The following is a 21,803-nucleotide window of genomic DNA, read 5'->3' as shown; positions in this document are numbered from 1 at the left end:
AAGGTATCGGCCGGCCACAGCCGAGCGAATGACGGACCTCGCCACACGGTGGCCGCTGCTCCGCCCGGTGCAGCGCCGCCTGGACATCGCGGCCGGCGAGATGCTTCGGGTGCCTGGCCGGCCCGCCATCGATTTCTCGCGACCGCCCGGCGAGCCGGCGCTGGTTCCGGCCGATTCCATGTCCTGGCGGGTCTTCAAGAACCCCGTCACCCTCTTCATCGGCGGCGTGACGGCCGTGCTCCTCGAACTGGCGGAGCCCCGCGTGCGCACGGGCGTCTGGGAGCATTCCTCCTTTCGCGGCGACCCGGTGCTCCGGCTGCGACGGACGGGGCTCGCGGCCATGGTCACCGTCTATGGAGCGCGCAGCCTGGCCGAGCCGATGATCGCCGGTGTCGTGCGTCGGCATGAGGCGGTCGAGGGCCGTACACCGGCGGGCCAGCCCTATCGCGCCAACGACCTGGCCCTGCTGAACTGGGTCCAGGTCACGGCGAGTTTCGGCTTCATAGAAGCCTACCGGCGCTATGCCTCTCCTCTGTCGCTGGAGGAGGTCGACCGTTTCCTGGCCGAGGCCCGGCCGGCGGCGCGGCTCTACGGCGCCTTGGATGCGCCTGGCTCGATGGCGGAGATGAAAGACCTGTTCGACGACATGCGCGGCCGGCTGGAGCCTTCCCCCATCGTCTTCGAATTCCTGGATATCCTCCGCCGCGCCCCGCTTCTCCCCGGCCCGCTCCGGCTGATCCAGGGCGCGCTGCTGCGTGCGGCGGTCGAGCTCCTGCCGGATGGCGTGCGCGGGCTGCTCGGCCTGGGCGGCCGGCACGGGTTGAGGCGGTGGGAAGCGCCGGTAGTGCGGGCCGCCGCCCGCCTGGCCGAGGGCCTGCTGCTGCCCGCCAGCCCGGCCGTTCAGTCCTGCCTTCGGCTCGGCCTTCCCGCCAACTATCTATATCCCCCGCGCTGACCCGGCCTCAGGGCTCGGCCCAACGGCGGAGCAGGTTGGCGTGGCTCTTGGCCAGCAGGTCGAAGGTGGGGCTCTTGCCCTCGCGGGCGAAGATCTGCTGCCGGGCGGTGTCGAGATCGAAGAGGATCTCGCGCTTGGCAGCGTCGCGCACCAGGCTCTGCACCCAGGTGACGGCCACGCGCCGCTCGCCCGAGGTCACGGGCGCCACGCGATGCAAGCTGGTCGCCGGATAGGCGATGGCATCGCCCGCCCCCAGCTTGAAGGCCTGCTCGCCCGACGAATCCTCGATCACCAGCTCGCCGCCCTCGTAGCTCTCCGGATCGGCCAGGAAGACCGTCACCGAGACGTCGCTGCGCAGCGGGTCGCTGCCCATCAGCGCGTCGTCCACATGGGTGCCGTAGGATTCGCCCGTGCCATAGCGGGCCAGGAGCGGCGGCGCGATGCGGCGCGGCTGCACCGCGGCACGGAAGACCGCATGCTCGCGCAGGGCGGCCGAGACCATTGCTGCGGCCTGGCGAGCGGCGGGATGGCTGGCGGTCGCCTGCCGGTTCGTCTTCACGAGCTTGGCGTGCCAGCCGGCGGTCGAAGCGCCGTCCACGAACTCGGCCTCCGCCAGGAGGGTCTCGATCTGGGCGCGCTGCGCCGGGCCGACGACTTGGGATAAACAGAGAATCATGTACACATGCTAATGCAACGCATTATCAATGAGGAGAGCGCGGATGATCGGGCGGCGGGTTTCTAACAGGATGTGGCTTGGCCTGGGCGTGTTCACGCTGGCCGGTGGCGCGGCATGCGCGCAGCCGGCGCCCTCCGCGACGGCGATTCCGGCGGTGCCGGTGGCCCAGGGTGGCGAAGGCGGCGGCGGTGAAGGCGGCATCGATCCCGAACTCGCGGCCCGCGACCCCGTGGAATTCCTCGTGGCCATGGACGTCATCGCCGCGCATTACGCCGCCGGGCGCGATATCTATCGTCTCGGCGAGGCGCAGGCGGCCGGCGAGATGTTCGCCCACCCCATCTCCGAGGTCTATGCCGAATTGGAGGAGGTGCTGGCCCGCCTCCGCGTCACGGGCTTCCGGGAGCAGATGGAGCGGGCCTCCACCCTCGCCCTCGATCGCGCGCCCACCCCTGAGGTCGAGCAGGCGGTCGCCACCGTCCTGGCTGCGGTGCTGGCCGCCGAGGCCCATGCGCCGGGCGCCGGCGCCATCCCGAAGGTCCAGGCCCTGGTCATCGCCGCCATGGCGGACCGCGCGGTGGAGCAGTATGTCCTGGCCTCGGCCGAGCCCGACCGCCTGGAGCCCTATCTCGACGGCTACGGCCTCTATCGGGCGGCGGCCGATCGTACCGCGCGCGTGGCGCCTGCCCTGCGCGATGCGCAGCTCGGCCCCGTCCTGACGGCGATCGAGGCGGTCCTCGCGGCCCTGGCCCCGGCCTATCAGACGGCCACGCTGCCGACGACGCCCCGGATCGATCCCATGCCGCTGGCCGCCGCCGTCACTCGGCTTCGGGAGACGCTGAACTGACACGGCGTCGATCCTTGGCTCTTCGATCCCCGGACGACCGGGTATAGAAGCGTCCGATGCTCGATCTCTCCGGCCGCCGGATCGTCTGTCTCGGCGACGTCATGCTTGACCGCTTTCTCTATGGGGATGCCAGCCGGCTTTCCCCTGAGGCGCCGGTTCCTGTCGTGCGGCTCGGCCGCACACAGTCCATGGCGGGCGGCGCGGGGAACGTGGCGCGCAACATCGCCGCCCTCGGCGGTCTCCCCGCGCTGATCGGCCTGGTCGGCGAGGATGACGAGGCCGAGGAGCTCGAGACGCTGCTCGGCGGTGCGGCGCGGCTGCTCCGGCACCCTGCCCGCCGCACCACCGTGAAGCTGCGCGTCATCGCCGGCCGCCAGCAGATCGTGCGGGTGGACGACGAGGTCCTGGCGGAGGCGAGGCCCGATGAGGCCGCCTCGATCGCCGCCATCCTTGCCCAGGCGCTGCCGGGGGCCGAGGCGCTGATTCTCTCCGACTACGGCAAGGGTGTGCTGACGCCCGAGGTGATCGCCGGGGCCATGGCCGCGGCCAGGGCGCGCGGCATCCCGGTCATCGCCGATCCCAAGGGCCGCGACTTCACCCGCTATGCCGGGGCGGCCTGCCTCACGCCCAATGCGCGCGAGCTTTCGGAAGCCGCGGGGATGCCCGCCGGCACCGACGCCCAGTGCGAGGCCGCGGCCCGCACCGTCCTCGCGCAGACGGCGGTCGAGGCCGTGCTGGCTACCCGCAGCGAGAAGGGCATGATGCTGGTGCGGCGCGACGCGCCGGCCGTCACTCTGCCGACCATGGCCCGCGAGGTCTTCGACGTCTCGGGCGCCGGCGATACCGTCATCGCCACCCTCGCCCTCTCAGTCGCCGCCGGCCTCGACCTGGAGGTCGCCATGCGCGCGGCCAATGCCGCCGCCGGCGTCGTGGTCGGCAAGCTCGGCACCGCGACCTGCTCGGCCGCCGAGCTGGACCATGCGCTTCGCGAGGCGGAGGGCGCCACCGGTGAGGTGCTGAGCTGGCCCGCCGCGCAGCGCCTGGTGCAATCCTGGCGGGACCAGGGCCTCGTCGTCGGTTTCGCCAATGGCGTCTTCGACGTGCTGCATGCCGGCCATACGCGAATGCTGCGCGCCGCACGGGGGCATTGCGACCGGCTGATCGTCGCCCTGAATGCCGATGCCTCCGTGAAGCGGCTGAAGGGCCCGACCCGGCCGATGAACCCCCTGGACGACCGCGCCGCGGTAATCGCCGCGCTGGCTGCCGTGGATGGCGTCATCGCCTTCGAGGAGGACACGCCTCTGGAGGCGATCCTGGCCTTACGGCCCGACCGGCTCTTCAAGGGGGCCGACTACCGGATCGACCAGGTCGTCGGCGCGAAGGAAGTCGCTTCCTGGGGCGGGCGCACGGAATTGCTGGACCTGTTGCCCGGCCGGTCGACGACCGGCCTCCTGGAGCGCGCCCGTGGCTGAGACCCGCCTTACGTTCCTGCGCACCCTGGCGGGGGCAATGGCCCTTTTCCTGGCCGGCCCCGCCTCGGCCCAGGGCTGGTCGACCGTTCAAGCGCCGTCATCCGGCCCGGCGCGCGTCATCGGCACCACCGGGCTCGGCTGCATCGCGGGCGCGGTGGCGCTGCCGCCGGAAGGCGCGGGCTACCAGGTGGTCCGGCTGTCGCGGAACCGGAACTGGGGCCATCCGGACCTGATCCGCTTCATCCAGTCCTTCGCCGGGCGCTCGGGCCAGGACCTCTGGATCGGCGACCTCGCCCAGCCGCGGGGCGGCCCGATGTCCAGCGGCCATCTCAGCCACCAGGTGGGGCTGGACGTGGACATCTGGCTGGACCTGCGGCGCAAGCCGGCCTCCAGCCGCACGGCGCGGGAGAACATCCCCGAGACCTCGCTCGTCCTCCCCGACCAGTCCGGCGTGGACCCGGCGCGCTTCACCGAGGCCCATGCGCGGCTGATCCGCCTCGCCGCCGAGACGCCGGGCGTGGACCGCGTGCTGGTGAATCACGGCATCAAGCGCAGCCTCTGCGCGATGCATCGGGGCGAGGCCTGGCTGCACCGCGTGCGGCCCTGGCGCGGCCATGACAGCCATATGCACGTCCGCCTGCGCTGCCCGGCCGGCTCTTCCGATTGCCGGGAGGGTGCGGCCATTCCCGCCGGCGACGGCTGCGACGCCAGCCTAGACTGGTGGATGAGCGAGGACGCGCGGCGCCCCCGGCTGCGTCCGCCCGGCCCACCGCCCCCGCGGCCGCAGCTTCCCGCGGCCTGCGCGGCGGTGCTCCGCGCCCCCTGAGCGAGCACTCCACGCACCCGGGGCGACGGCTTCCCTGACGGCCGGGGGCGGGCTACGCCTCCGCCATGGAATTCCCGCAGATCGACCCCGTCGCGATCCAGATCGGCCCGCTGGCCATCCGCTGGTATGCCCTCGCCTATATCGCGGGGATCGTGCTCGGCTGGCGCCTCATGCGCCGGCTGGTGGTGGCCGATCCCAAGGTCGCCACGGCCGAGCAGGTCGACGATTTCGTCACCTGGGCCACGCTCGGCATCATCCTGGGCGGGCGGCTGGGCTACGTGCTGTTCTACCGGCCGGGGCACTACCTCTTCCATCCGCTCGAGGCGCTGATGGTCTGGCAGGGCGGCATGTCCTTCCATGGCGGACTGCTCGGCGTCGTGATCGCGACCGTCCTGTTCTGCCGGCAGCAGAAGATCAGCACCCTGGGCTTCGGGGATCGCGTCGCCGTGGTGGCGCCGATCGGCCTTTTCTTCGGGCGTCTCGCGAACTTCATCAACGGCGAGCTCTGGGGCCGCGCCTCCGACGTGCCCTGGGCCATGGTCTTCCCGGGCGACCGGCTGCAGCTCCCGCGCCATCCGAGCCAGCTTTACCAGGCGGGTATGGAGGGGCTCATCCTCTTCATCCTGATGCTGGCCCTCTGGAGCGTGCGCTCCAACCGATCGAAGCCCGGCCTGCTCCTGGGGGCGATGGCCGCCGGTTATGGCGTGGCCCGCATCATCGGCGAGTTCTTCCGCGAGCCGGACGCCAATCTCGGCTTCCTCTTCGCCGGAGCCACCATGGGCCAGCTGCTCTCACTGCCGATGGTCCTGATCGGCGCCTTCCTGATCTGGCGAAGCCGGCGCCCCTCCTGATGGAACGCCTCGACGCCTTCATGGCGCGGGCCGCCGGCGCCTATTACGCCCGCGGCGAGGGCATCGGCCGCGACTTCACCACGGCTCCGGAGATGAGCCAGGCCTTCGGCGAATGCCTGGGCCTTTGGGCCGCCGTGACCTGGCAGGCCATGGGCGCGCCGGAGCGCGTGGTGCTGGCCGAGCTCGGCCCGGGGCGCGGCACGCTGATGGCCGACGCCCTGCGCGCCGTGGGGGAGATGGTTCCGGCCTTCGCCAGCGCGGCGGAGGTCCACCTGGTCGAGACCTCCCCCGGCCTGAGGGCCGAGCAGGCGCGGCGGCTGGGGACCCACGTCGCGGCCTGGCACGATGAGGCCGGTTCGCTGCCGCCCGGCCCCGCGCTCATCTTCGCCAACGAGTTCTTCGACGCGCTGCCGATCCGCCAGTTCGTGAGGCGGGCCGAAGGGTGGCGGGAGCGCTTCGTGCAGGATGGCGCCTTCGTCGAGCGCGACAGCGACCATGCCGAGGAAGCGCCGGAAGGCGCGATCCGCGAGATTTGCGAGCCAGCGCGGTCCATCGCCGGGGGACTGGCCGCCCGGCTGGCCGCCCAGGGCGGGGCGCTCCTCATGCTCGACTACGGCCCGGAGGCCAGCGGCTTCGGCGACTCGCTCCAGGCGCTGCGCGGCAACGCGGCCGCCGATCCCCTTGCTGACCCCGGCGAGGCCGATATCACCGCCCATGTGGATTTCGCGGCCCTGGCCGAGGCGGGCCGCAAGGCCGGCGCCGCCGCCCATGGCCCGCTGCCCATGGGCCTGTTTCTCCAGCGCCTCGGCCTGATGGCGCGCAGTGCCATGCTCGCCCGCAGCCGCCCCGCCTCCGCCGGCACGATCCTGGCCTCGGCTCAGCGACTCGTCGCGCCGGAAGGCATGGGGCGGCTGTTCAAAGCGCTGGTCCTCGCCCACCCTGCCCTCCCCACACCGGCCGGATTCGAGATCTGATGGCGGAGTTCCTCACCCACCCGGCGCTCGCCGCGCGGCATGGCTTCTTCACCCGGCGCGGCGGCGTCTCGACGGGCGCGTATGCCGAGCTCAATTGCGGCCTGCGGGGCGACGACCCCCCGGCGAATGTGACGGAGAACCGCGCCCGCGTGGCCCGCGCCCTGGGCGGGGAGCCCGGCGCGCTCCGCTCGCTCCGCCAGGTGCATGGTCCCTGTGTCGTCGTCGCGGATGAGCCCTGGGGCGAACTGCCTGAGGCCGACGGCATGGTGACGCGCGCGCCCGGCGTGGTCCTGGGCATCATCACCGCCGATTGCGCGCCCGCCCTCTTCCATGACCCTGAGGCCGGCGTGATTGGCGGCGCCCATGCCGGTTGGCGGGGCGCGGTCTCGGGCGTGCTCGAGGCGACGGTCGAGGCCATGCTGGCGCTGGGCGCAGCACGGGACCGGATCCAGGCCGTCATCGGCCCCTGCATCAGCCAGGCCAGCTACGAGGTGCGCGCCGATCTGCGCGACGCTGTGGCCGACCCGCGCTTCTTTTCTCCGGGCCGTGACGCCGAGCATTTCCATTTCGACCTCGCCGGCTACGGCGTCGCCCGCCTGACGGCGGCGGGGGTGAAGGCCACGTCCATCGGCCTCGACACGCTGGCCGACGATGCCCGGTTCTTCAGCCACCGCCGGCGGACCCTCGCGGGCGGCGGACCGCTGGGGCATCAGATTTCCGCGATCGTGCTATGAGCGCCCGATGCCCTACCTCTTCATTTTCCTGCTGATGCTGATCCTGGGGGCGATGGTTTCCTGTGTCCTGGCGTAGCCCCCTCCTCCTCGCGCTGATGCTTCTGCTCAGCGCTTGCGGCAACAGCATCACCCCGCATTGGGGCAACCCGGGCGGGGCCTCGCGCCAGCTGGCCATTCCACTTGCGGTCCGCCTCGCCGTGGCGCCGCCGGCCGAGGCGCTGCTCGACGACACTGCCGCCCGCCAGCTCGCAGACGCCGTCGCCGAAAACCTGCAGGCCGCCGACGTGCCCGCCATCGCGACTCTCGCGCCGCTGCCGCTGGACTGGAAGCTCGACATCACGGCGGCCGTGAACGGCGCCGTCGTCCAGCCGCGCTTCGTGATCCGCAATGCCGATGGCCGCGAACAGGGCGCCGTCGAGACGACGCCGGTGCCCGCCCGCGGCTGGTCGGAGGCCACACCCGAGACGATCCAGGCCGTGGCCGCCCAGGCGGCGCCGCGGGTCACCCAGATGCTGCTCTCCGTCCAGGCTGCACGGGCCTCGGCGAGCACGGACGCGATCAGCGCCGGCCCCACGCGGCTGCGGGTGCTGCCCGCCACCGGCGCCCCCGGCGACGGCAACACTGCCCTCATCGCGCGGCTGCGGAACTTCCTGGGCAACCAGGGCTACGTCATCCAGGACACGGCCGAGGGCGCCGCCTTCGCCGTCACGGCCGCGGTCAGCGTCGTCCCGGTCAATCCGACGACGCAGCGGGTCGAGATCCAGTGGATCGTCTCGCGGCGGGACGGGCATGAGCTGGGCCGCGTCGTCCAGCTCAACGAAATCCCGGCCGGATCGCTCTCACCCTTCTGGGGCGACGTCGCCTATGTGGCCGCCGAACAGGCGGCCGGCGGGGTGCAGACGATCATCCGCAACGCGTCGACGCCCGGCTGAAGCCGGTTTTCCTTGATGGGGCAAGTTTACACTTGAGCCCGGGGGGGGTATCGACGCCCCGCCAGCCGAACCAGGGATATCCGGGCCGATGAAGATCGTCGCGTGCAATAGCAACCTGCCCTTGGCAAAAGCTGTAGCCGACAAATTAGGTATGCCTCTGACCAATGCCTCGGTCCGCCGTTTCGCGGACATGGAGGTCTTCGTCGAGATTCATGAGAACATCCGCGGTGAGGATGTCTTCGTGATCCAGTCCACCAGCTTTCCAGCCAACGACAACCTGATGGAGCTGCTGATCACGCTCGACGCGCTGCGCCGCTCCTCGGCGCGCCGCGTGACGGCGGTGATGCCCTATTTCGGCTATGCCCGTCAGGACCGGAAGAGCAGCCCGCGCTCGCCCATCTCGGCGAAGCTGGTGGCGAACCTGATCACCCAGGCCGGCGCCGACCGCGTGCTGACCATGGATCTGCACGCCGGCCAGATCCAGGGCTTCTTCGACATCCCGGTCGACAACCTCTACGCCGCCCCCCTCTTCTCGCGCGACATCCAGACCCGATTCGCCGGTCGCGACCTGATGGTGGTGAGCCCGGATGTGGGCGGCGTCGTCCGCGCGCGGACCATCGCGCAGCAGATCCATTCCGACCTCGCCATCATCGACAAGCGGCGCCCGCAGGCCGGCGTCTCCGAGGTGATGAACGTCATCGGCGATGTGACGGGCCGCGACTGCATCATCATCGACGACATCATCGACAGCGGCGGCACCCACTGCAACGCGGCCCAGGCCCTGATGGACCACGGCGCACGCTCGGTCAGCGCCTATGTGACGCACGGCGTCTTCTCGGGCGGCGCAGTGGCGCGCGTGGAGAAGTCGCCGATCGAGACCATGATCGTCACCGACAGCATCGCGGCGACCCAGGCGGTGCAGGAGGCGACGAACATCCGCCAGCTTCCCATCGCCCCGCTTCTCGCCGAAGCTATGCGCCGCATCAGCGAGGAGCGTTCGGTCTCGTCGCTGTTCTGCTGAGGGCATGATCGTCGCCGGCGGAATCGCCGGAGACGTGAATCATCCCCTGGAGAAGATGAGGAAACGCGGATGAAGCTCTTCTATGGACCCGGTGCTTGTTCCATCGGCATCCACCTGATCCTGGAGGAGCTGGGCATCCCCTTCGAGACGCAAGCCGTCTCGACCCGCGACGGCTCGGTCCACAAGCCGGACTACCTCGCGATCAACCCCAAGGCCAAGGTGCCGGCGCTGCTGCGCGACGACGGCACCGTGCTGACCGAGTTTCCGGTCATCGCGTGGTGGCTCGCGAAGTCCCATCCCGAAGCAAAGCTGATCCCCACCGATCTCGAGGGCGAGGCCCGCACGCTGGAATGGCTGGACTACCTCTGCGGCACCGTGCATCCGCAGGGCTTCACCCGGCAGTTCCGCCCCGGGAATTTCGGGAAGGACGAGGCGGACCATCCGCGCGTCGTCGCCCAGGGCAAGGCCATGTCCGAGAAATACCTCGCGCTGATCGAGGGCAGGATCGCCGGCGATCCCTGGCTGCTGGCCTCCGGCTATTCGGTGGCCGATGCCGCGCTCTTCTTCCTCGCCCGGTGGTGCGTCGGTCCCTTGGGAATCGCCCTGCCGCCGAAGATCGCGAAGCACTACGAGGCCATGAAGGCCCGCCCCGCCGTCCAGCGCGCCGTGGCGCGCGAAACCGCCTGAAACCTCGCCAGAAGGAACGTCCCATGAAGCTCTTCTACACCCCCGGCGCCTGCTCCCTGGGCATCCATGTCCTGCTGGAGGAGAGCGGCGCGGCCTATACGCCGGAGCTGCTGAACATCCGCGAAGGCGCGCAGTTCAAGCCGGAATTCGTCGCCATCAACTCCAAGTCGAAGGTGCCGACCCTGCAGAAGGACGACGGCGCCGTCATCACGGAATTCCCGGCCATCGCCTTCTGGATCGCGGCCAGCTATCCGCAGGCCAAGCTCATGCCCGCCACGGTGGACGGCCAGGCCCGCGCGCTGGAGGCGACCGACTATGCCGTCGCCACCATCCACATGCAGGGCTTCTCGCGCATGTTCCGCCCGGTCAACTTCGCGCCCAGCGAGGGCGACCACGAGGCGGTGAAGGACCGGGGCAAGGAGCTGTTCACCAAGGGCCTCGCCTGGCTCGACAAGGCGCTCGAGGGCAAGGACTACGTGGCCGGCGACTTCTCTTTCGGCGACGCCGCGCCCTTCTACGTCACCTTCTGGGCCAAGGAGCGCCTGAAGCTCGACCTGCCGCCCAACGTCGCCGCCTTCTATGCCCGCATGCTGGCGCGGCCAGCCGTGAAGAAGGTGATGGCCGCCGAAGGGCTGGTGGCGGCTTGATCCTCTACGTCTCCACGCGCAGCTCCAGCCTGGCCGCGAGGCTCGCCTTCGCGCTGTCGGGGCTGCCGGGGGACGTGCAGGAGATCAGCCTGCGCCAGGGCGAGGGCCGCACGCCGGAATACCTCGCGCTCAATCCCAAGGGGCAGGTCCCTGCCCTCCTGCTCGACGACGGCCAGGTCATCACCGAGACGCCGGCCGTCCTGCTGGCGCTCGGCGAGATGGCGCCCGAGAGCGGCCTCATCCCCGGCGAGCAAATGGCGCGCTGGCGGGTGATGGAGTGGATCAGCTGGGGCTCCTGGCAGCTGGCGCGAAATTTCGGCCCGGGCTTCGCGCCAGACCGCTTCGGTCCTGCCCCCGCCGAGAACGAGATCCGCACCCAGGCCGTCGGCCGGGTCGAGGAGGCCTTGGCCTTCATCGACAGCAGGCTCGAGGGCAACGACTGGATCGTGGGCGATGCGGTCAGCGCGGCGGATCTCTACATTGCCATGATCACCGTCTTCGCCGGTTTCCTTGGCGTCATCCCGCCGGATGCGCTGATGGACCACCGCCGGCGTATCTTCTCCCTCCCCGTCCTTGCCGACGCACTCGCAGCCGAAGGGTTCTCCGCATGAGCCTCAACCCCATCCCCTTCTGGTACCTCCGCCACGGCGAGACCGACTGGAACGCCGAGGGGCTGAGCCAGGGCAATGTCGACATCCCGCTGAACCACGTCGGCGTGATGCAGGCCAAGCGCGCGGCCAGGACGCTGCGGGCCGTGCCGATCAAGACGATCGTCTCCTCGCCGCTCAGCCGCGCCAAGGACACCGCCAATATGGCGGCCGAGCAGCTCGGCCTGCCCGTGCTGGTGGACGAGGAACTGCGCGAGGTGAGCTTCGGCGTCCAGGAAGGCCTGCCCATGGGCGACTGGTACGACGACTGGATCGCCGACAAGTACACCCCCGAGGGTGCCGAGACCTTCGCGGAGCTCCGGGCGCGGGCCGTCCGCGCGATCAACCGCGCGACGGCGCTGCCCGGCCCGGTGCTGGTGGTCGCGCATGGCGCGCTCTGGCGCGCCTTCCGCTACGAGGCCGGCCTGCCGGCCAATGTGCGCACGCCCAACGCGCTGCCGCTGATGGTGAAGCCCGATGGCGCCGGCAGCTGGACGATCGAGACGCTGGAGCTCGTCCCGGAGTTCTGAGCGTCCTTATCCCAATCCTGCGGCTCGCCTGATCGGGAAATCCGCTAAAGAAGCCCGCCGAGAACCAGCCCGCCCCGCATGGGCCGGGAAACTCCCGTCGTGCCGGGGAAACTGATGGGCAGGCCGCGCGCCGTACGCGCGGCGAGGATCGCGAAGGACTGCGCCTCCAGCGCATCGCCGTTCCAGCCGGCGACCTCCACGGGGCGCACCGGCTCGCTGAGCGTCGCGGCAAGCGCCCGCATCATCGCGGGATTCCGACGGCCACCGCCTGCCACCAGCCATTGCAGCGGCGGCTCGGGGAAGTGCCGGGCCGCGGCCGCCACGCAGACGGCGGCGAAGGTCACCAGCGTCGCCGCGCCATCCTGCGGCGAGAGGTTATGGGCGCCGGCCTCCCGCAGCGCGCGGTCGAAATCCAGCCGGTCCAGCGACTTGGGGGGCTTCTGCGCCAGATAGGGATGGGCCATCAGCCGGCCGAGCACCGCGCCATCGGCCTGCCCCGCCAAGGCGAGGTTGCCGTCCTTGTCGTAATCCCGGCCGAGCGACCGCTTGGCCCAGTCGTCCAGCGGACCGTTGGCCGGGCCGGTGTCGAAGGCGAGCAGATCGCCATCCGGGCCCAGCCAGGTGACGTTGCCGACGCCGCCGAGGTTCAGCACTGCGAGGGGCTTGGGCAGTCCTGCCGCGAAAGCCGCATGGGCGATGGGCACCAGCGGCGCGCCCTGGCCGCCCGCCTCCACATCCGTCGTGCGGAAGTCATAGGCGACGGAGAGGCCGGTGCTCTGCGCCAGGGCCCGCGCATCGCCGATCTGCCACGTATAGCCACGCGCATTGACCCCATCCCCCGGCCGGATGGGGCGGTGCAGAATCGTCTGGCCATGGAAGCCCACGAGCTCGGCCTCCGGCAGCCCGGCGCGCGCCGCCTCGGCGGCGATGCGGTTGACGGCCTCCGCGTGGCGGTCCGTCAGCCGGGCGGTGCAGCTGATCAGGAAGGGATCCTCGGCCGCGATGGTGGGCGCGAGCTCGAGCAGGCGCCGGAGGTCGCGGCGGAGCGCCGGCTCGTAAGGCAGCGTGAGCGTCGGGCCCATCTGGCCCACGCGCTCTCCATCGGTCTCGACCCAGGCCGCATCGACGCCGTCCAGCGACGTGCCGCTCATCAGCCCCACGATTCTCAACATCGACCGATTGTGCTACGCCGCACGGCCAAACGCCATCTGGGTCATCTTCCTATGTCCGATTTCCTCGACGTCATCCGCGAACGCGGCTTCGTCCACCAGATCACCGACGAAGCCGCGCTGAAGGCGGCGTTCCAGGCCGGGCCCGTGGCGGGTTACATCGGCTTCGACGCGACGGCCGACAGCCTGCATGTCGGCCATCTCGTGCAGATCATGCTGCTGCGCTGGCTGGCGAAGACCGGCAACAGGCCCGTCGTGCTGATGGGCGGCGGAACGACCAAGATCGGCGATCCCTCGGGCCGCGACGAGACGCGCATGATCCTCACGGAGGAGCGCATCGAGGAGAACAAGGCCAGCATCCGCCGCGCCTTCACGAACTTCCTGGACTTCGGCGATGCGCCGGGCACCGCCATCATGCTCGACAACGACGAATGGCTGGCGCCGCTCGGCTACATCCCGTTCCTGCGTGAGGTCGGCCGCCACTTCAGCGTGAACCGCATGCTGAGCATGGACAGCGTCCGCCTCCGCCTGGAGCGCGACCAGCCGCTCACCTTCATCGAGTTCAACTACATGCTGCTGCAGAGCTACGACTTCGTGGAGCTGCGCCGGCGCCACAACGTCGTGCTGCAGATGGGCGGCAGCGACCAGTGGGGCAACATCGTCATGGGCGCGGACCTCGTCCGCCGCATGGACCAGAAGGAGGCCTTCGGCATCACCGCGCCGCTCATCACCACCGCCTCGGGCGCGAAGATGGGCAAGACCGCGGCCGGCGCCGTCTGGCTGAACCCCGACCGGCTGACGCCCTACGACTACTGGCAGTTCTGGCGGAATGCCGAGGATGCCGATGTCGGGAAGTTCCTGGCCCTTTTCACCGACCTGCCGATGGACGAGGTCCGGCGCCTCGGCGCGCTGCAGGGCTCGGAGATCAACGAGGCGAAGAAGATCCTGGCCACGGAAGCCACCGCCCTGCTGCACGGCCGCGCCGCGGCCGACGAGGCCGCCGAGACCGCCCGCCTCGCCTTCGAGCACGGCGCGGCCGCCGAGACGCTCCCCTCCATCACCGCCGCCCTGCCCGCCCCGCTGGCCGACCTGCTGGTCAGCGCCGGCCTTGCCGCCAGCAAGGGCGAGGCGCGGCGCCTGGTGGCGCAGAACGGCATCCGCGTGAACGACAACGTCGTGAGCGATGCGCAGCGCGCGGTGACGGCGGAGGATCTGCTGGACGGCGCGGCGAAGCTCTCGGCCGGGCGGAAGAAGCACGTGCTGGTGCGCACCGCCTGAGCAGCTGCCTCAGCTGTTCACCGACACGTCGTTGCTAAACGAGAAAGGGTCTTTCCCGCCGGTCACCGAGAATTGCCCCTGGGGCATCAGCTCAACGACGGTGTTCCCCATCTGGTGTGCCTGCGCGACGCTGCGCGGGCTCATCAGGTTCACCACTACGCCCAGGCGGCGGCCGGCCTTCTCCGAGACGTTCACCGGGTCGTTCTGGACACGGAAGTTCACGATGGTGGGCCTCCGCCTGGCATAGGCGGGCGACACGCCCGGTACCGCACTCACCGCCGGTGCCGAGAAGCTCACTGCCGCAACGCCGGTGTAAGCCGCCGCCATCTGCGCAAGGCCACCGCCCAGCGAATGACCGGTGAGCGTCAGCGGCCAGTTCTGGACCGACCGCTGCGCGAGTTCGGTGAAGGAGATGGCCCAACCCTTCTGCTGCGCCAGGATCTGGCTAGCCTCCGCCGCCAGGGAGGAGAGGCCTGCTCCCATAAGCCCGAGGCCCGGCACGATCGCTCCCACCGCCTGCATGCCGGCACCGATCGCGCCCGCCGTGCTGCCACCGAAGGCGACATCGGCCTTCCAGTCCACGGCACCCTCCGAGAGCTCGGAGCCGGCGAAGGAAAGCACGTACTCGATCTGTCCGCCGATGGACCGCATGTAGAGGGCGGCGTGGAAGCCGCAATTGTCTTCTCGTCGGAGCATCTGCCGGGCGTAAGGCCCGACGCGGGATTGTCCATCATTGTAGACGGACGCCGCCAATGCGGCGTAACCGACGGTTGAAAGACCCGCCATTTTGATCTCCCTGTTTTTGGCCGACGTCTCCCTTCATTCGGACGAGACTCATCAGCCTCGCCCTGCAAAAAGAAACGATTGGAAATATTAAAGAATATACTGACAAGAGGCGGATCCGATCCGAAGCCGATCGCCTTCCGTAGGGATATTTATTAATACGGATCAGTAATGCTTTTATCGCGGGTTTCGTCGCGTCTGTGCCGCGCTTTGCTGACGGGCCGGCCGAGTCTGATTGCGCGCCTGCCTTGACCTCGGCGCGGCCGGCGTCGGCCGGATGGTGTTCGCCCCCACCCGATAGCAGCGATTGCCTCGCGCAAAGTCCCGCAGCTCCGCAGGCACGGCCGCGACCGTGTCGCCTGCCGCCAGGCGCGCGCGCCCCTCCGGCGACCAGTTCGCCGGCCGGATGCTGGGGCTGGCGAAGCTGCCGCTCACCCTCATCGGGATGTCGAGGGCGAAGAAATTCGTGGTGTCGCGCTGGCTGCCGATCACGAGGTCGAGCTGCCGGCGCCCCAGATCGAAGGTCGCGATACCGGCAATGGTCCCGGTGCCGGCCGTGATCCGTAGCGGCGCGACCTCGCCGATGCCGCGGCGGACTTCCGCCACGGCCAGCAGGCAGGTGACCGGCGTCGTCCCGCGCGGCGTGCGGAAGAGTGAGCGGATGTCGGTCGAGGCCATCTCGATGATCTCGCGCTGGATCTGGCCGTTGTTCATCGCCACCACCGCCGAGAGGCTCGCGGTCCGGCTCGCGGCGTTGAGGGTGCGGCCCTGGCCCCGGGCGATCACGCGGGCTTCCAGATGGCCGCTGAGGGGCAGCGGGCGGAGGCCGAAGGCGCGGCGCAGCGTCTCGAGGTTACCCTCCCGCATTGCGACCTCCGCCTGGATGGCGACCTCCTCGCCCCGCCGTTCCAGCTGGCCCTTGGCCTGGATCCGGGAGCCGAAGGACCTCAGATGCAGCTCGTCGACCACGATGCGGTCCTCCACGACGGCGGCCTGCAGCAGGGCATTCGTCGCGCGCACCTGTCCGTAGCGGAGATCCTCGGCGGTGAGCCTCGTCTCGATCATCGGGTCGGGCCGCTCCTCCACCATCAGCGGCAGGTCGGCATCCTCCGAGGACGCGCCCCCTTCCCGCGACGAGGATCCCAGCAGGCGATTCATGTCGAGGCGGGTGAAGTCGAGCTGCACCTTCAGGCGGTCCGGCTGGCCGCTCGCGCCCTCGGTCATCTCGAGCAGCGGGCCCGAAAGCGCAGCGCCGTCCAGCTCGCCCGTCACGGAGGTAAGGCGCCAGAGGTTGTCCTGCCGCACCATCCGTCCCCCGAGGCGGACCGGCACCGACGGGCCGCCCTCGGCGCCGCCGATCGCGAGGAGCGTCGCCGGGCTGGGCGCTTCCAGCACGAGGTCGGCCTCGATGCCATCGAAGTTCAGCGGGTCGGTCGCCGTGCCGCGCAGGGTCAGCACCGTGTCGCCGCCGGCGGTGACGCGCATGTTCAGCGGAAACGGCTTCGGCACGTCCCAAAACTCGAGATAGGTGCCGAGCGTGGTGTCCAGCGCGAGGGTGACGTCGTTATAGGCGCCCTCCGCCATCAGCCGGACCGGCTGGTCGGTCTCCGGTGCGAGAAGGCTCGCCGTGTCGAGGCGGACGCGCAGGGCCTGGCCGCTGCCGGTACGGATGGTGATGTCGCTGCCCGAGATGCGCAGCTCGCGGATCAGGGGAAAGCCGCGGCGCGATTCCGGATCAGGCCCAGGGGCGCTGGGCGCCTGCGGCGGGGTCTCGTTCAGGCGCCAGTTGCGCTGCCCGGCAGCGTCGCGCTCCAGCAGGACGGAAAGGCCGTCGACCGCCGCGCTGTTAACGATCACCTCTCGCCGCATGAGGAGCGGCCAGAGCTCGACCTCCAGATCGAGCGAGCCGAGACTGGCCATGTCGGGCTGCGTCCCGCCCTCCATATTCGCGAGCCGGACGCCGCGCAGTGCGACGGCCACCTGTCGGCCCGGCGTGACGCGCAGGCTGTCGATCGCGACGCGTCGCCCCGCGGCCGCGGAGGCGCGGTCGACGACATAGGGAGCCAGCTCCACGCCGGGGAGGATGAACCACGCCGCCAAAAGGGCGGCCGGCAGGATGCCCACGATCAGGGAGACCGCGGCAAGGATGGCAATGGTCCGGCGCCTCAAGCTCAACCCCCTGGTTTTCTGGGGTGGATGCGGCCCCAGGGCCATTCAACGTCATGCCAGTCGGCGCGGTGGACGACAACGGGCCCTCGCCCCCTCGCGGATGCTATGGCATCCTGAAACAAATAAAGGGAAACATGTCCATGAACGACCCCAGCCTGGTTATCCGGGGCGGGACGGTCGTCGACGGCAGCGGATCGGCGCCCTACGAGGCCGACATCGCCCTCGACGGCGCTCGCATCGCCGCGATCGGCCGGAACCTGTCCGTCCCCCGCGGGACGGAGGAGATCGACGCCCGAGGCAAGCTCGTCACGCCGGGCTTCGTCGACATCCACACCCATTACGACGCGCAGGCGACCTGGACCTCGCGGATCCTCTCCTCCTCGCTGCATGGGGTCACGACCGCGCTGCTCGGCAATTGCGGGGTGGGCTTCGCGCCGTGCCGGCCGGAGAGCCGGGACATGCTCATCAAGTTAATGGAAGGTGTTGAAGACCTCCCAGAAGTTGTTCTAACGGAAGGACTTCCTTGGAATTGGCAGACCTTCCCCGAATATCTCGACGCGCTGGACTCGCGTCCCTACGACATGGATATCGCGACCCAGGTGCCGCATGCGGCGCTGCGCGTGCATGTCATGGGCCGCCGCGGCTTCGAGCGCGAGCCCGCCACGGCCGAGGACCGGGCCGAGATGGCGCGGCTGGCGCGGGAGGGGATCGCGGCCGGCGCCCTCGGCTTCTCGACCTCTCGCGCCATTGCCCACAAGACCTTGGCCGGCGAGCCCACGCCGACCCTGGGCGCCGCCGAGATCGAGCTGGCGGAGATCGCCGGCGGCCTGGGCGGCGGCTGGATGCAGCTCATTTCCGACTTCGATGATCCGGCCGAGGAGGAATGGGAGCGGCTGATGCGCATCGCGCGCATCGCCAGGCGCCCGATGACCTTCTCGCTCCTCCAGCGGGAATCCCGCCCGGAATTCTGGCGCTGGCTGCTGGATCGCGTGAGCGACGCCAATGCCGAGGGTATCCGCATCACCGGCCAGGTGATGGGCCGCCCGGTGGGGCTGATGTTCGGCTGGGAACTGTCCCAGCATCCCTTCCTCACCCGCTCCGGCTTCCGGGAAGTGGCGCATCTGCCCATCGCCGAGCGCGCTGCCGCCCTCAGCGATCCCGAGCGCCGCGCCCGCATCCTGGCCGAGCCGACCTCCGACCCGGCGCTGAAGGCCCGGCTCAATAACTATGCGCGCATCTACAAGCTCACGCCGGATTACGAGCCGCCGCCGGAGGCCAGCGTGCTGGAGCAGGCCCGGGCCCTCGGACGCGATCCCGAGGACCTCTGCTACGACTGGATGCTGGAGGAAGGCGGCCGCGCCATCCTCAACCGTCCCCTGCTCAACTACGCCGACGGCAACCTCGATGCGATCCGCGAGATGGTGACGCATCCCCACACGCTGATGGGCCTCGGTGATGGCGGCGCCCATGTCGGCTACATCTGCGACGCCTCCTACACGACCCATATGATGACCCATTGGGCCCGCGATCGCGCCCGGGGGCAGAAGCTCCCGATCGAGTTCGTGGTGAAGCGACTTTCGGCGGACAACGCCCATGCGCTGGGGTTGAAGGATCGCGGAATCCTCGCCTCAGGTAGGAAGTCTGATATCAATGTCATTGATTTTGAAGCATTGAAGATCGAGCGTCCGGACATGCGCTACGACCTTCCGGCCGGAGGGAAGCGCCTGGTCCAGGGCGCCCAGGGCTATAGCGCGACGATCTGCTCGGGGCAGGTCACACAACGAAACGGCGAGATGACCGAGGCACTGCCCGGGCGCCTCATTCGGGGAGCGAAAGCATGAGACACGATCTGGTTATCCGCGGCGGGCAGGTCATCGACGGCACCGGCGCCCCTGGCTTCGAGGCCGATGTCGCCATTCAGGACGGGCAGATCGTCCAGGTCGGCGCCGTGACCGGCTCGGGAAAGGAGGAGATCGACGCCCGAGGCCTGCTGGTCACGCCGGGCTTTGTCGACATCCACACCCATTATGACGGCCAGGCCGTATGGGACAGCCACCTCGCCCCCTCGGCCATTCATGGCGTGACCACGGCGCTGATGGGCAATTGCGGCGTGGGCTTCGCGCCCTGCCGCGCCGGTGACCGCAACACGCTGATCGCCCTGATGGAGGGCGTGGAGGACATTCCCGGGCCCGTCCTGCACGAAGGGCTGAACTGGGCCTGGGAGAGCTTCCCGGAATATCTGGACGCGCTGGACCGCAAGGCGCGCGACATCGACATTGGCGCCCTCCTCCCGCATGGCGCGCTGCGCGTCCATGTCATGGCCGACCGGGCGCTGAACCTGGAGAACGCCACCGCGGACGAGATCGCAGCCATGCGCGCCCTGACCGCCGAGGCCGCGGCGGCCGGCGCCTTCGGGGCGAGCACCAGCCGCACCATCAGCCACAAGACCCTGGCCGGCGATCCGACGCCCACCCTCAAGGCCCAGGAGGAGGAGTTAATCGGCCTCGCCGCAGGCCTGACGGAGGGCGGCGGCGGCCTGCTGGAGCTGGTCTCGGACTGGAACACGCCCGACCCCGCCACGGAATTCGCCATGATCCGCCGCGTGGCGGCGGCCTCCGGGCGCCCCGTCGTCTTCTCGCTGACGGCACGGCACGACCGGACCGAGGCCTGGAAGGAGCTACTCTCTCTCTCCGACGACGCGGCGGCCAACGGCTTGGACATCCGCCCCGTCTTTCCGCCGCGGCCCATCGGCATCCTGCTCGGCCTGGTCGGCAGCCAAAACCCCTTCTCGGGCTGCCCCTCCTATAAGGAAGTGGCGCACCTGTCGCCGGCCGAGCGCGCCGCAGCCCTCCGAGACCCGGAACGCCGCACGAAAATCCTTTCGGAAGATAGGGTTGAGGGCTCCAATTTCCCTCTCATCACAAGATTGAGCTGGGCCCGGATGTTCCCCTTCGGAGCACCACCCGACTACGCGCCGCCGCGGGAGAAGAGCCTGGAGGCGCAGGCCCAGCGCGCGGGCCAGAAGCCGGAGGAATTCACCTACGACTATCTGACCGAGGGCGATGGGACCAAATTCATCTTCGCGCCGCTCACGAACTTCGCCGATTATACCCTTGATGCATCAGCAGAATGCCTGCGCCATCGCAACGCGATTATCGGGTTGTCCGACGGTGGCGCGCATGTCGGCTTCATCTCCGACGGCAGCTTCCCGACCTTCGTGCTGCAGCACTGGAGCCGCAACGGCTTCCAAGTGGAGGAGCTGGTGCGCCGGCAGACCAGCGACACCGCGCGCGCCATGGGCCTGCGGGACCGCGGCGTCCTCGCGCCGGGCATGCTGGCCGACCTCAACGTGATCGCCATGAACGAGCTGGGGCTGGAGGCGCCGCGCATGCTTCATGACCTGCCGGCCGGCGGGAAGCGGTTGATGCAGGGCTCGACCGGCTATCGCGCCACGATCAAGCGCGGCGTGGTGACCTATCGCGACGGCGTGGCCACGGGCGCCCTTCCCGGGAAGCTGCTGCGCCGCGGGCGCGTCTGAAGCACATCTGCGAGGGCGGCGGTCACAGGTGCCGCCGCCTTTCGCGCCTCAGCGGAGGGCGGCTTCCACCCGAAGCGCGGCATCCAATGCGGCGCGACCCTGTTGACCATTGGCCTCGTGCGGGACGCCATCGCGGATCGCGGCAATGAAGGCCGACTGCTCGGCCTCCAGGCTGTCGTAATCGACCCAGCTGCGGCGGGTCAGCCCCCAGCCGGGCATGTTCTCCACCGGCTCCTCGCCGCCCGGCGCCAGGAATTCGAGGCTTCGTGCCAAGAAATCCACCCGCATCTCGCCCTCCGGCCCAAGCAGCCGGAGCTTCCGCTCCAGGCTCACCGCCACCCGGCTTGCGGTGACCTGGGCCTGGGTCCCGTCCTCGAAGCGGAGCTGGGCCACCGCCCAGTCGGGCAATTCCGTCATCACGCTGCCGCCCACGGCCCGGACCTCCGCCAACGGAGACCGGACCAGGGACAGAATGAGGTCCAGGTCATGGATCATGAGGTCCAGCACGACCGAGACGTCCAGGCTGCGCGGCCGGAACGGCGCTACGCGCGTCGCCTCCAGCGACACGAGGCGCCGGCCCTTCGAGCTCTCCCGCAGGGTCCGGATCGCGGCCGAATGGCGCTCGATCTGACCAACCATCAGGACGAGCCCCCGCTCGGCCGCCAGGGCGATCAGCGCATCCGCCTCGGCCAGCGTCGCCGTGATGGGCTTTTCGACAAAGACATGCTTGCCGGCCCGCAGCGCGGCCTCGGCCAGCCGGGCGTGGAACATGGTGGGCGTGGCAATGACCACCGCATCACAAGCCTCGAGCAGCGCCTCGGCAGAGAGCGCCGGGCAGCCGGCCTCGGCCGCCACCTGCGCGGCTCTGGCCGGGTCGGCATCGTGCAACCCGGCCAGGGTCGCGCGCGGAGAGCCGCTCAGCTTGAGGGTATGGAAGCGGCCGAAATGGCCCGCGCCGAAGACGCCGATCCGGGTGGAATCCATCCCTGATCCCTAACGGTTCCTGCCAAGGCTTGCATCCCCCCCTCCCGCTCGTCATGTTCCGGCCGAATCGCTGTTCGAGGTGTCTT

The 21,803-nt window shown here is 70.0% G+C and carries 21 protein-coding genes; 16 read left to right on the top strand and 5 right to left on the bottom strand.

Going from position 1 to position 21,803, the window contains the following annotated elements; translation table 11 throughout:
• The first annotated feature begins 28 nt into the window (after positions 1–28).
• Positions 29–955, top strand: a complete 927-nt coding sequence (locus KHU32_RS11170; RefSeq protein ID WP_213670172.1) for an oxygenase MpaB family protein — start codon at positions 29–31, stop codon at positions 953–955.
• Between the two features lie 7 nt (positions 956–962).
• On the opposite strand, the gene KHU32_RS11165 is transcribed toward KHU32_RS11170, so the two are convergent.
• Positions 963–1,631 carry a Fe2+-dependent dioxygenase gene (locus KHU32_RS11165; RefSeq protein WP_213670171.1) on the bottom strand — a complete coding sequence of 223 codons (669 nt, stop codon included), beginning with the start codon at positions 1,629–1,631 and terminating at the stop codon, positions 963–965.
• A gap of 70 nt (positions 1,632–1,701) precedes the next feature.
• Between KHU32_RS11165 and KHU32_RS11160 the strand changes: the two genes are divergently transcribed.
• The 12 genes from KHU32_RS11160 (at position 1,702) to KHU32_RS11105 (ending at position 11,796) form a co-directional block, all read left to right on the top strand.
• Positions 1,702–2,475 carry a hypothetical protein gene (locus KHU32_RS11160; RefSeq protein WP_213670170.1) on the top strand — a complete coding sequence of 258 codons (774 nt, stop codon included), beginning with the start codon at positions 1,702–1,704 and terminating at the stop codon, positions 2,473–2,475.
• Positions 2,476–2,531: 56 nt separating this feature from the next.
• Entirely contained in the window at positions 2,532–3,947 is a 1,416-nt protein-coding gene (rfaE1, locus tag KHU32_RS11155; protein WP_213670169.1) for a D-glycero-beta-D-manno-heptose-7-phosphate kinase, read from the top strand.
• Positions 3,940–4,773: a penicillin-insensitive murein endopeptidase gene (mepA, locus tag KHU32_RS11150; protein ID WP_347265541.1), complete on the top strand. Its 834-nt coding sequence runs from the start codon at positions 3,940–3,942 to the stop codon at positions 4,771–4,773. Before rfaE1 ends, mepA begins: the two co-directional genes overlap by 8 nt.
• 65 nt (positions 4,774–4,838) lie before the next feature.
• Positions 4,839–5,624, top strand: coding sequence for a prolipoprotein diacylglyceryl transferase (gene lgt, locus KHU32_RS11145; RefSeq protein WP_213670168.1), 786 nt, complete (start codon positions 4,839–4,841; stop codon positions 5,622–5,624).
• On the top strand, positions 5,624–6,598 hold the full coding sequence (locus KHU32_RS11140) for a class I SAM-dependent methyltransferase (RefSeq protein ID WP_213670167.1): 975 nt from the start codon (positions 5,624–5,626) through the stop codon (positions 6,596–6,598). The genes lgt and KHU32_RS11140 overlap by 1 nt, the downstream gene beginning before the upstream one ends.
• On the top strand, positions 6,598–7,332 hold the full coding sequence (gene pgeF, locus KHU32_RS11135) for a peptidoglycan editing factor PgeF (RefSeq protein WP_213670166.1): 735 nt from the start codon (positions 6,598–6,600) through the stop codon (positions 7,330–7,332). The genes KHU32_RS11140 and pgeF overlap by 1 nt, the downstream gene beginning before the upstream one ends.
• 62 nt (positions 7,333–7,394) lie before the next feature.
• On the top strand, positions 7,395–8,264 hold the full coding sequence (locus tag KHU32_RS11130; RefSeq protein WP_213670165.1) for a hypothetical protein: 870 nt from the start codon (positions 7,395–7,397) through the stop codon (positions 8,262–8,264).
• An 88-nt stretch (positions 8,265–8,352) separates the two neighbouring features.
• Entirely contained in the window at positions 8,353–9,285 is a 933-nt protein-coding gene (locus KHU32_RS11125; protein ID WP_213670164.1) for a ribose-phosphate pyrophosphokinase, read from the top strand.
• Between the two features lie 69 nt (positions 9,286–9,354).
• On the top strand, positions 9,355–9,972 hold the full coding sequence (locus tag KHU32_RS11120; RefSeq protein WP_213670163.1) for a glutathione S-transferase family protein: 618 nt from the start codon (positions 9,355–9,357) through the stop codon (positions 9,970–9,972).
• A 23-nt stretch (positions 9,973–9,995) separates the two neighbouring features.
• Positions 9,996–10,619, top strand: coding sequence for a glutathione S-transferase family protein (locus KHU32_RS11115; protein ID WP_213670162.1), 624 nt, complete (start codon positions 9,996–9,998; stop codon positions 10,617–10,619).
• Positions 10,616–11,230, top strand: coding sequence for a glutathione S-transferase family protein (locus KHU32_RS11110; RefSeq protein ID WP_213670161.1), 615 nt, complete (start codon positions 10,616–10,618; stop codon positions 11,228–11,230). Before KHU32_RS11115 ends, KHU32_RS11110 begins: the two co-directional genes overlap by 4 nt.
• Complete coding sequence (locus tag KHU32_RS11105) at positions 11,227–11,796, top strand: histidine phosphatase family protein (protein ID WP_213670160.1); 570 nt, start codon at positions 11,227–11,229, stop codon at positions 11,794–11,796. Before KHU32_RS11110 ends, KHU32_RS11105 begins: the two co-directional genes overlap by 4 nt.
• 44 nt (positions 11,797–11,840) lie before the next feature.
• On the opposite strand, the gene KHU32_RS11100 is transcribed toward KHU32_RS11105, so the two are convergent.
• Positions 11,841–12,965 (bottom strand): anhydro-N-acetylmuramic acid kinase, encoded by a 1,125-nt coding sequence (locus tag KHU32_RS11100; protein ID WP_213670883.1) that lies wholly within the window; start codon positions 12,963–12,965, stop codon positions 11,841–11,843.
• Between the two features lie 54 nt (positions 12,966–13,019).
• On the opposite strand from KHU32_RS11100, the gene tyrS reads away from it, so the two are divergent.
• On the top strand, positions 13,020–14,243 hold the full coding sequence (tyrS, locus tag KHU32_RS11095) for a tyrosine--tRNA ligase (protein WP_213670159.1): 1,224 nt from the start codon (positions 13,020–13,022) through the stop codon (positions 14,241–14,243).
• A gap of 9 nt (positions 14,244–14,252) precedes the next feature.
• Here the strand turns inward: tyrS and KHU32_RS11090 are convergent, their stop codons facing one another.
• Together KHU32_RS11090 and KHU32_RS11085 are read right to left on the bottom strand one after the other, a co-directional pair.
• Positions 14,253–14,939: a lipase family protein gene (locus KHU32_RS11090; RefSeq protein WP_213670158.1), complete on the bottom strand. Its 687-nt coding sequence runs from the start codon at positions 14,937–14,939 to the stop codon at positions 14,253–14,255.
• Between the two features lie 264 nt (positions 14,940–15,203).
• The gene (locus KHU32_RS11085; RefSeq protein ID WP_213670157.1) at positions 15,204–17,195 is read right to left on the bottom strand and encodes an AsmA family protein; all 1,992 of its coding nucleotides are present in this window, start codon (positions 17,193–17,195) and stop codon (positions 15,204–15,206) included.
• Positions 17,196–17,335: 140 nt separating this feature from the next.
• Here KHU32_RS11085 and KHU32_RS11080 point away from each other — a divergent pair, with 140 nt between their 5' ends.
• Positions 17,336–19,036: an N-acyl-D-amino-acid deacylase family protein gene (locus tag KHU32_RS11080; protein ID WP_213670156.1), complete on the top strand. Its 1,701-nt coding sequence runs from the start codon at positions 17,336–17,338 to the stop codon at positions 19,034–19,036.
• Complete coding sequence (locus KHU32_RS11075) at positions 19,033–20,733, top strand: N-acyl-D-amino-acid deacylase family protein (protein WP_213670155.1); 1,701 nt, start codon at positions 19,033–19,035, stop codon at positions 20,731–20,733. Before KHU32_RS11080 ends, KHU32_RS11075 begins: the two co-directional genes overlap by 4 nt.
• Positions 20,734–20,781: 48 nt before the next feature.
• Here KHU32_RS11075 and KHU32_RS11070 read toward each other — a convergent pair whose 3' ends face one another.
• Positions 20,782–21,717 (bottom strand): Gfo/Idh/MocA family protein, encoded by a 936-nt coding sequence (locus tag KHU32_RS11070; RefSeq protein ID WP_213670154.1) that lies wholly within the window; start codon positions 21,715–21,717, stop codon positions 20,782–20,784.
• Between the last annotated feature and the right edge of the window lie 86 nt (positions 21,718–21,803).

The sequence above is a fragment of the Roseococcus pinisoli genome, from assembly GCF_018413645.1.
Taxonomy (GTDB): domain Bacteria; phylum Pseudomonadota; class Alphaproteobacteria; order Acetobacterales; family Acetobacteraceae; genus Roseococcus; species Roseococcus pinisoli.
This window is presented reverse-complemented; position numbering and strand designations above follow the sequence as displayed.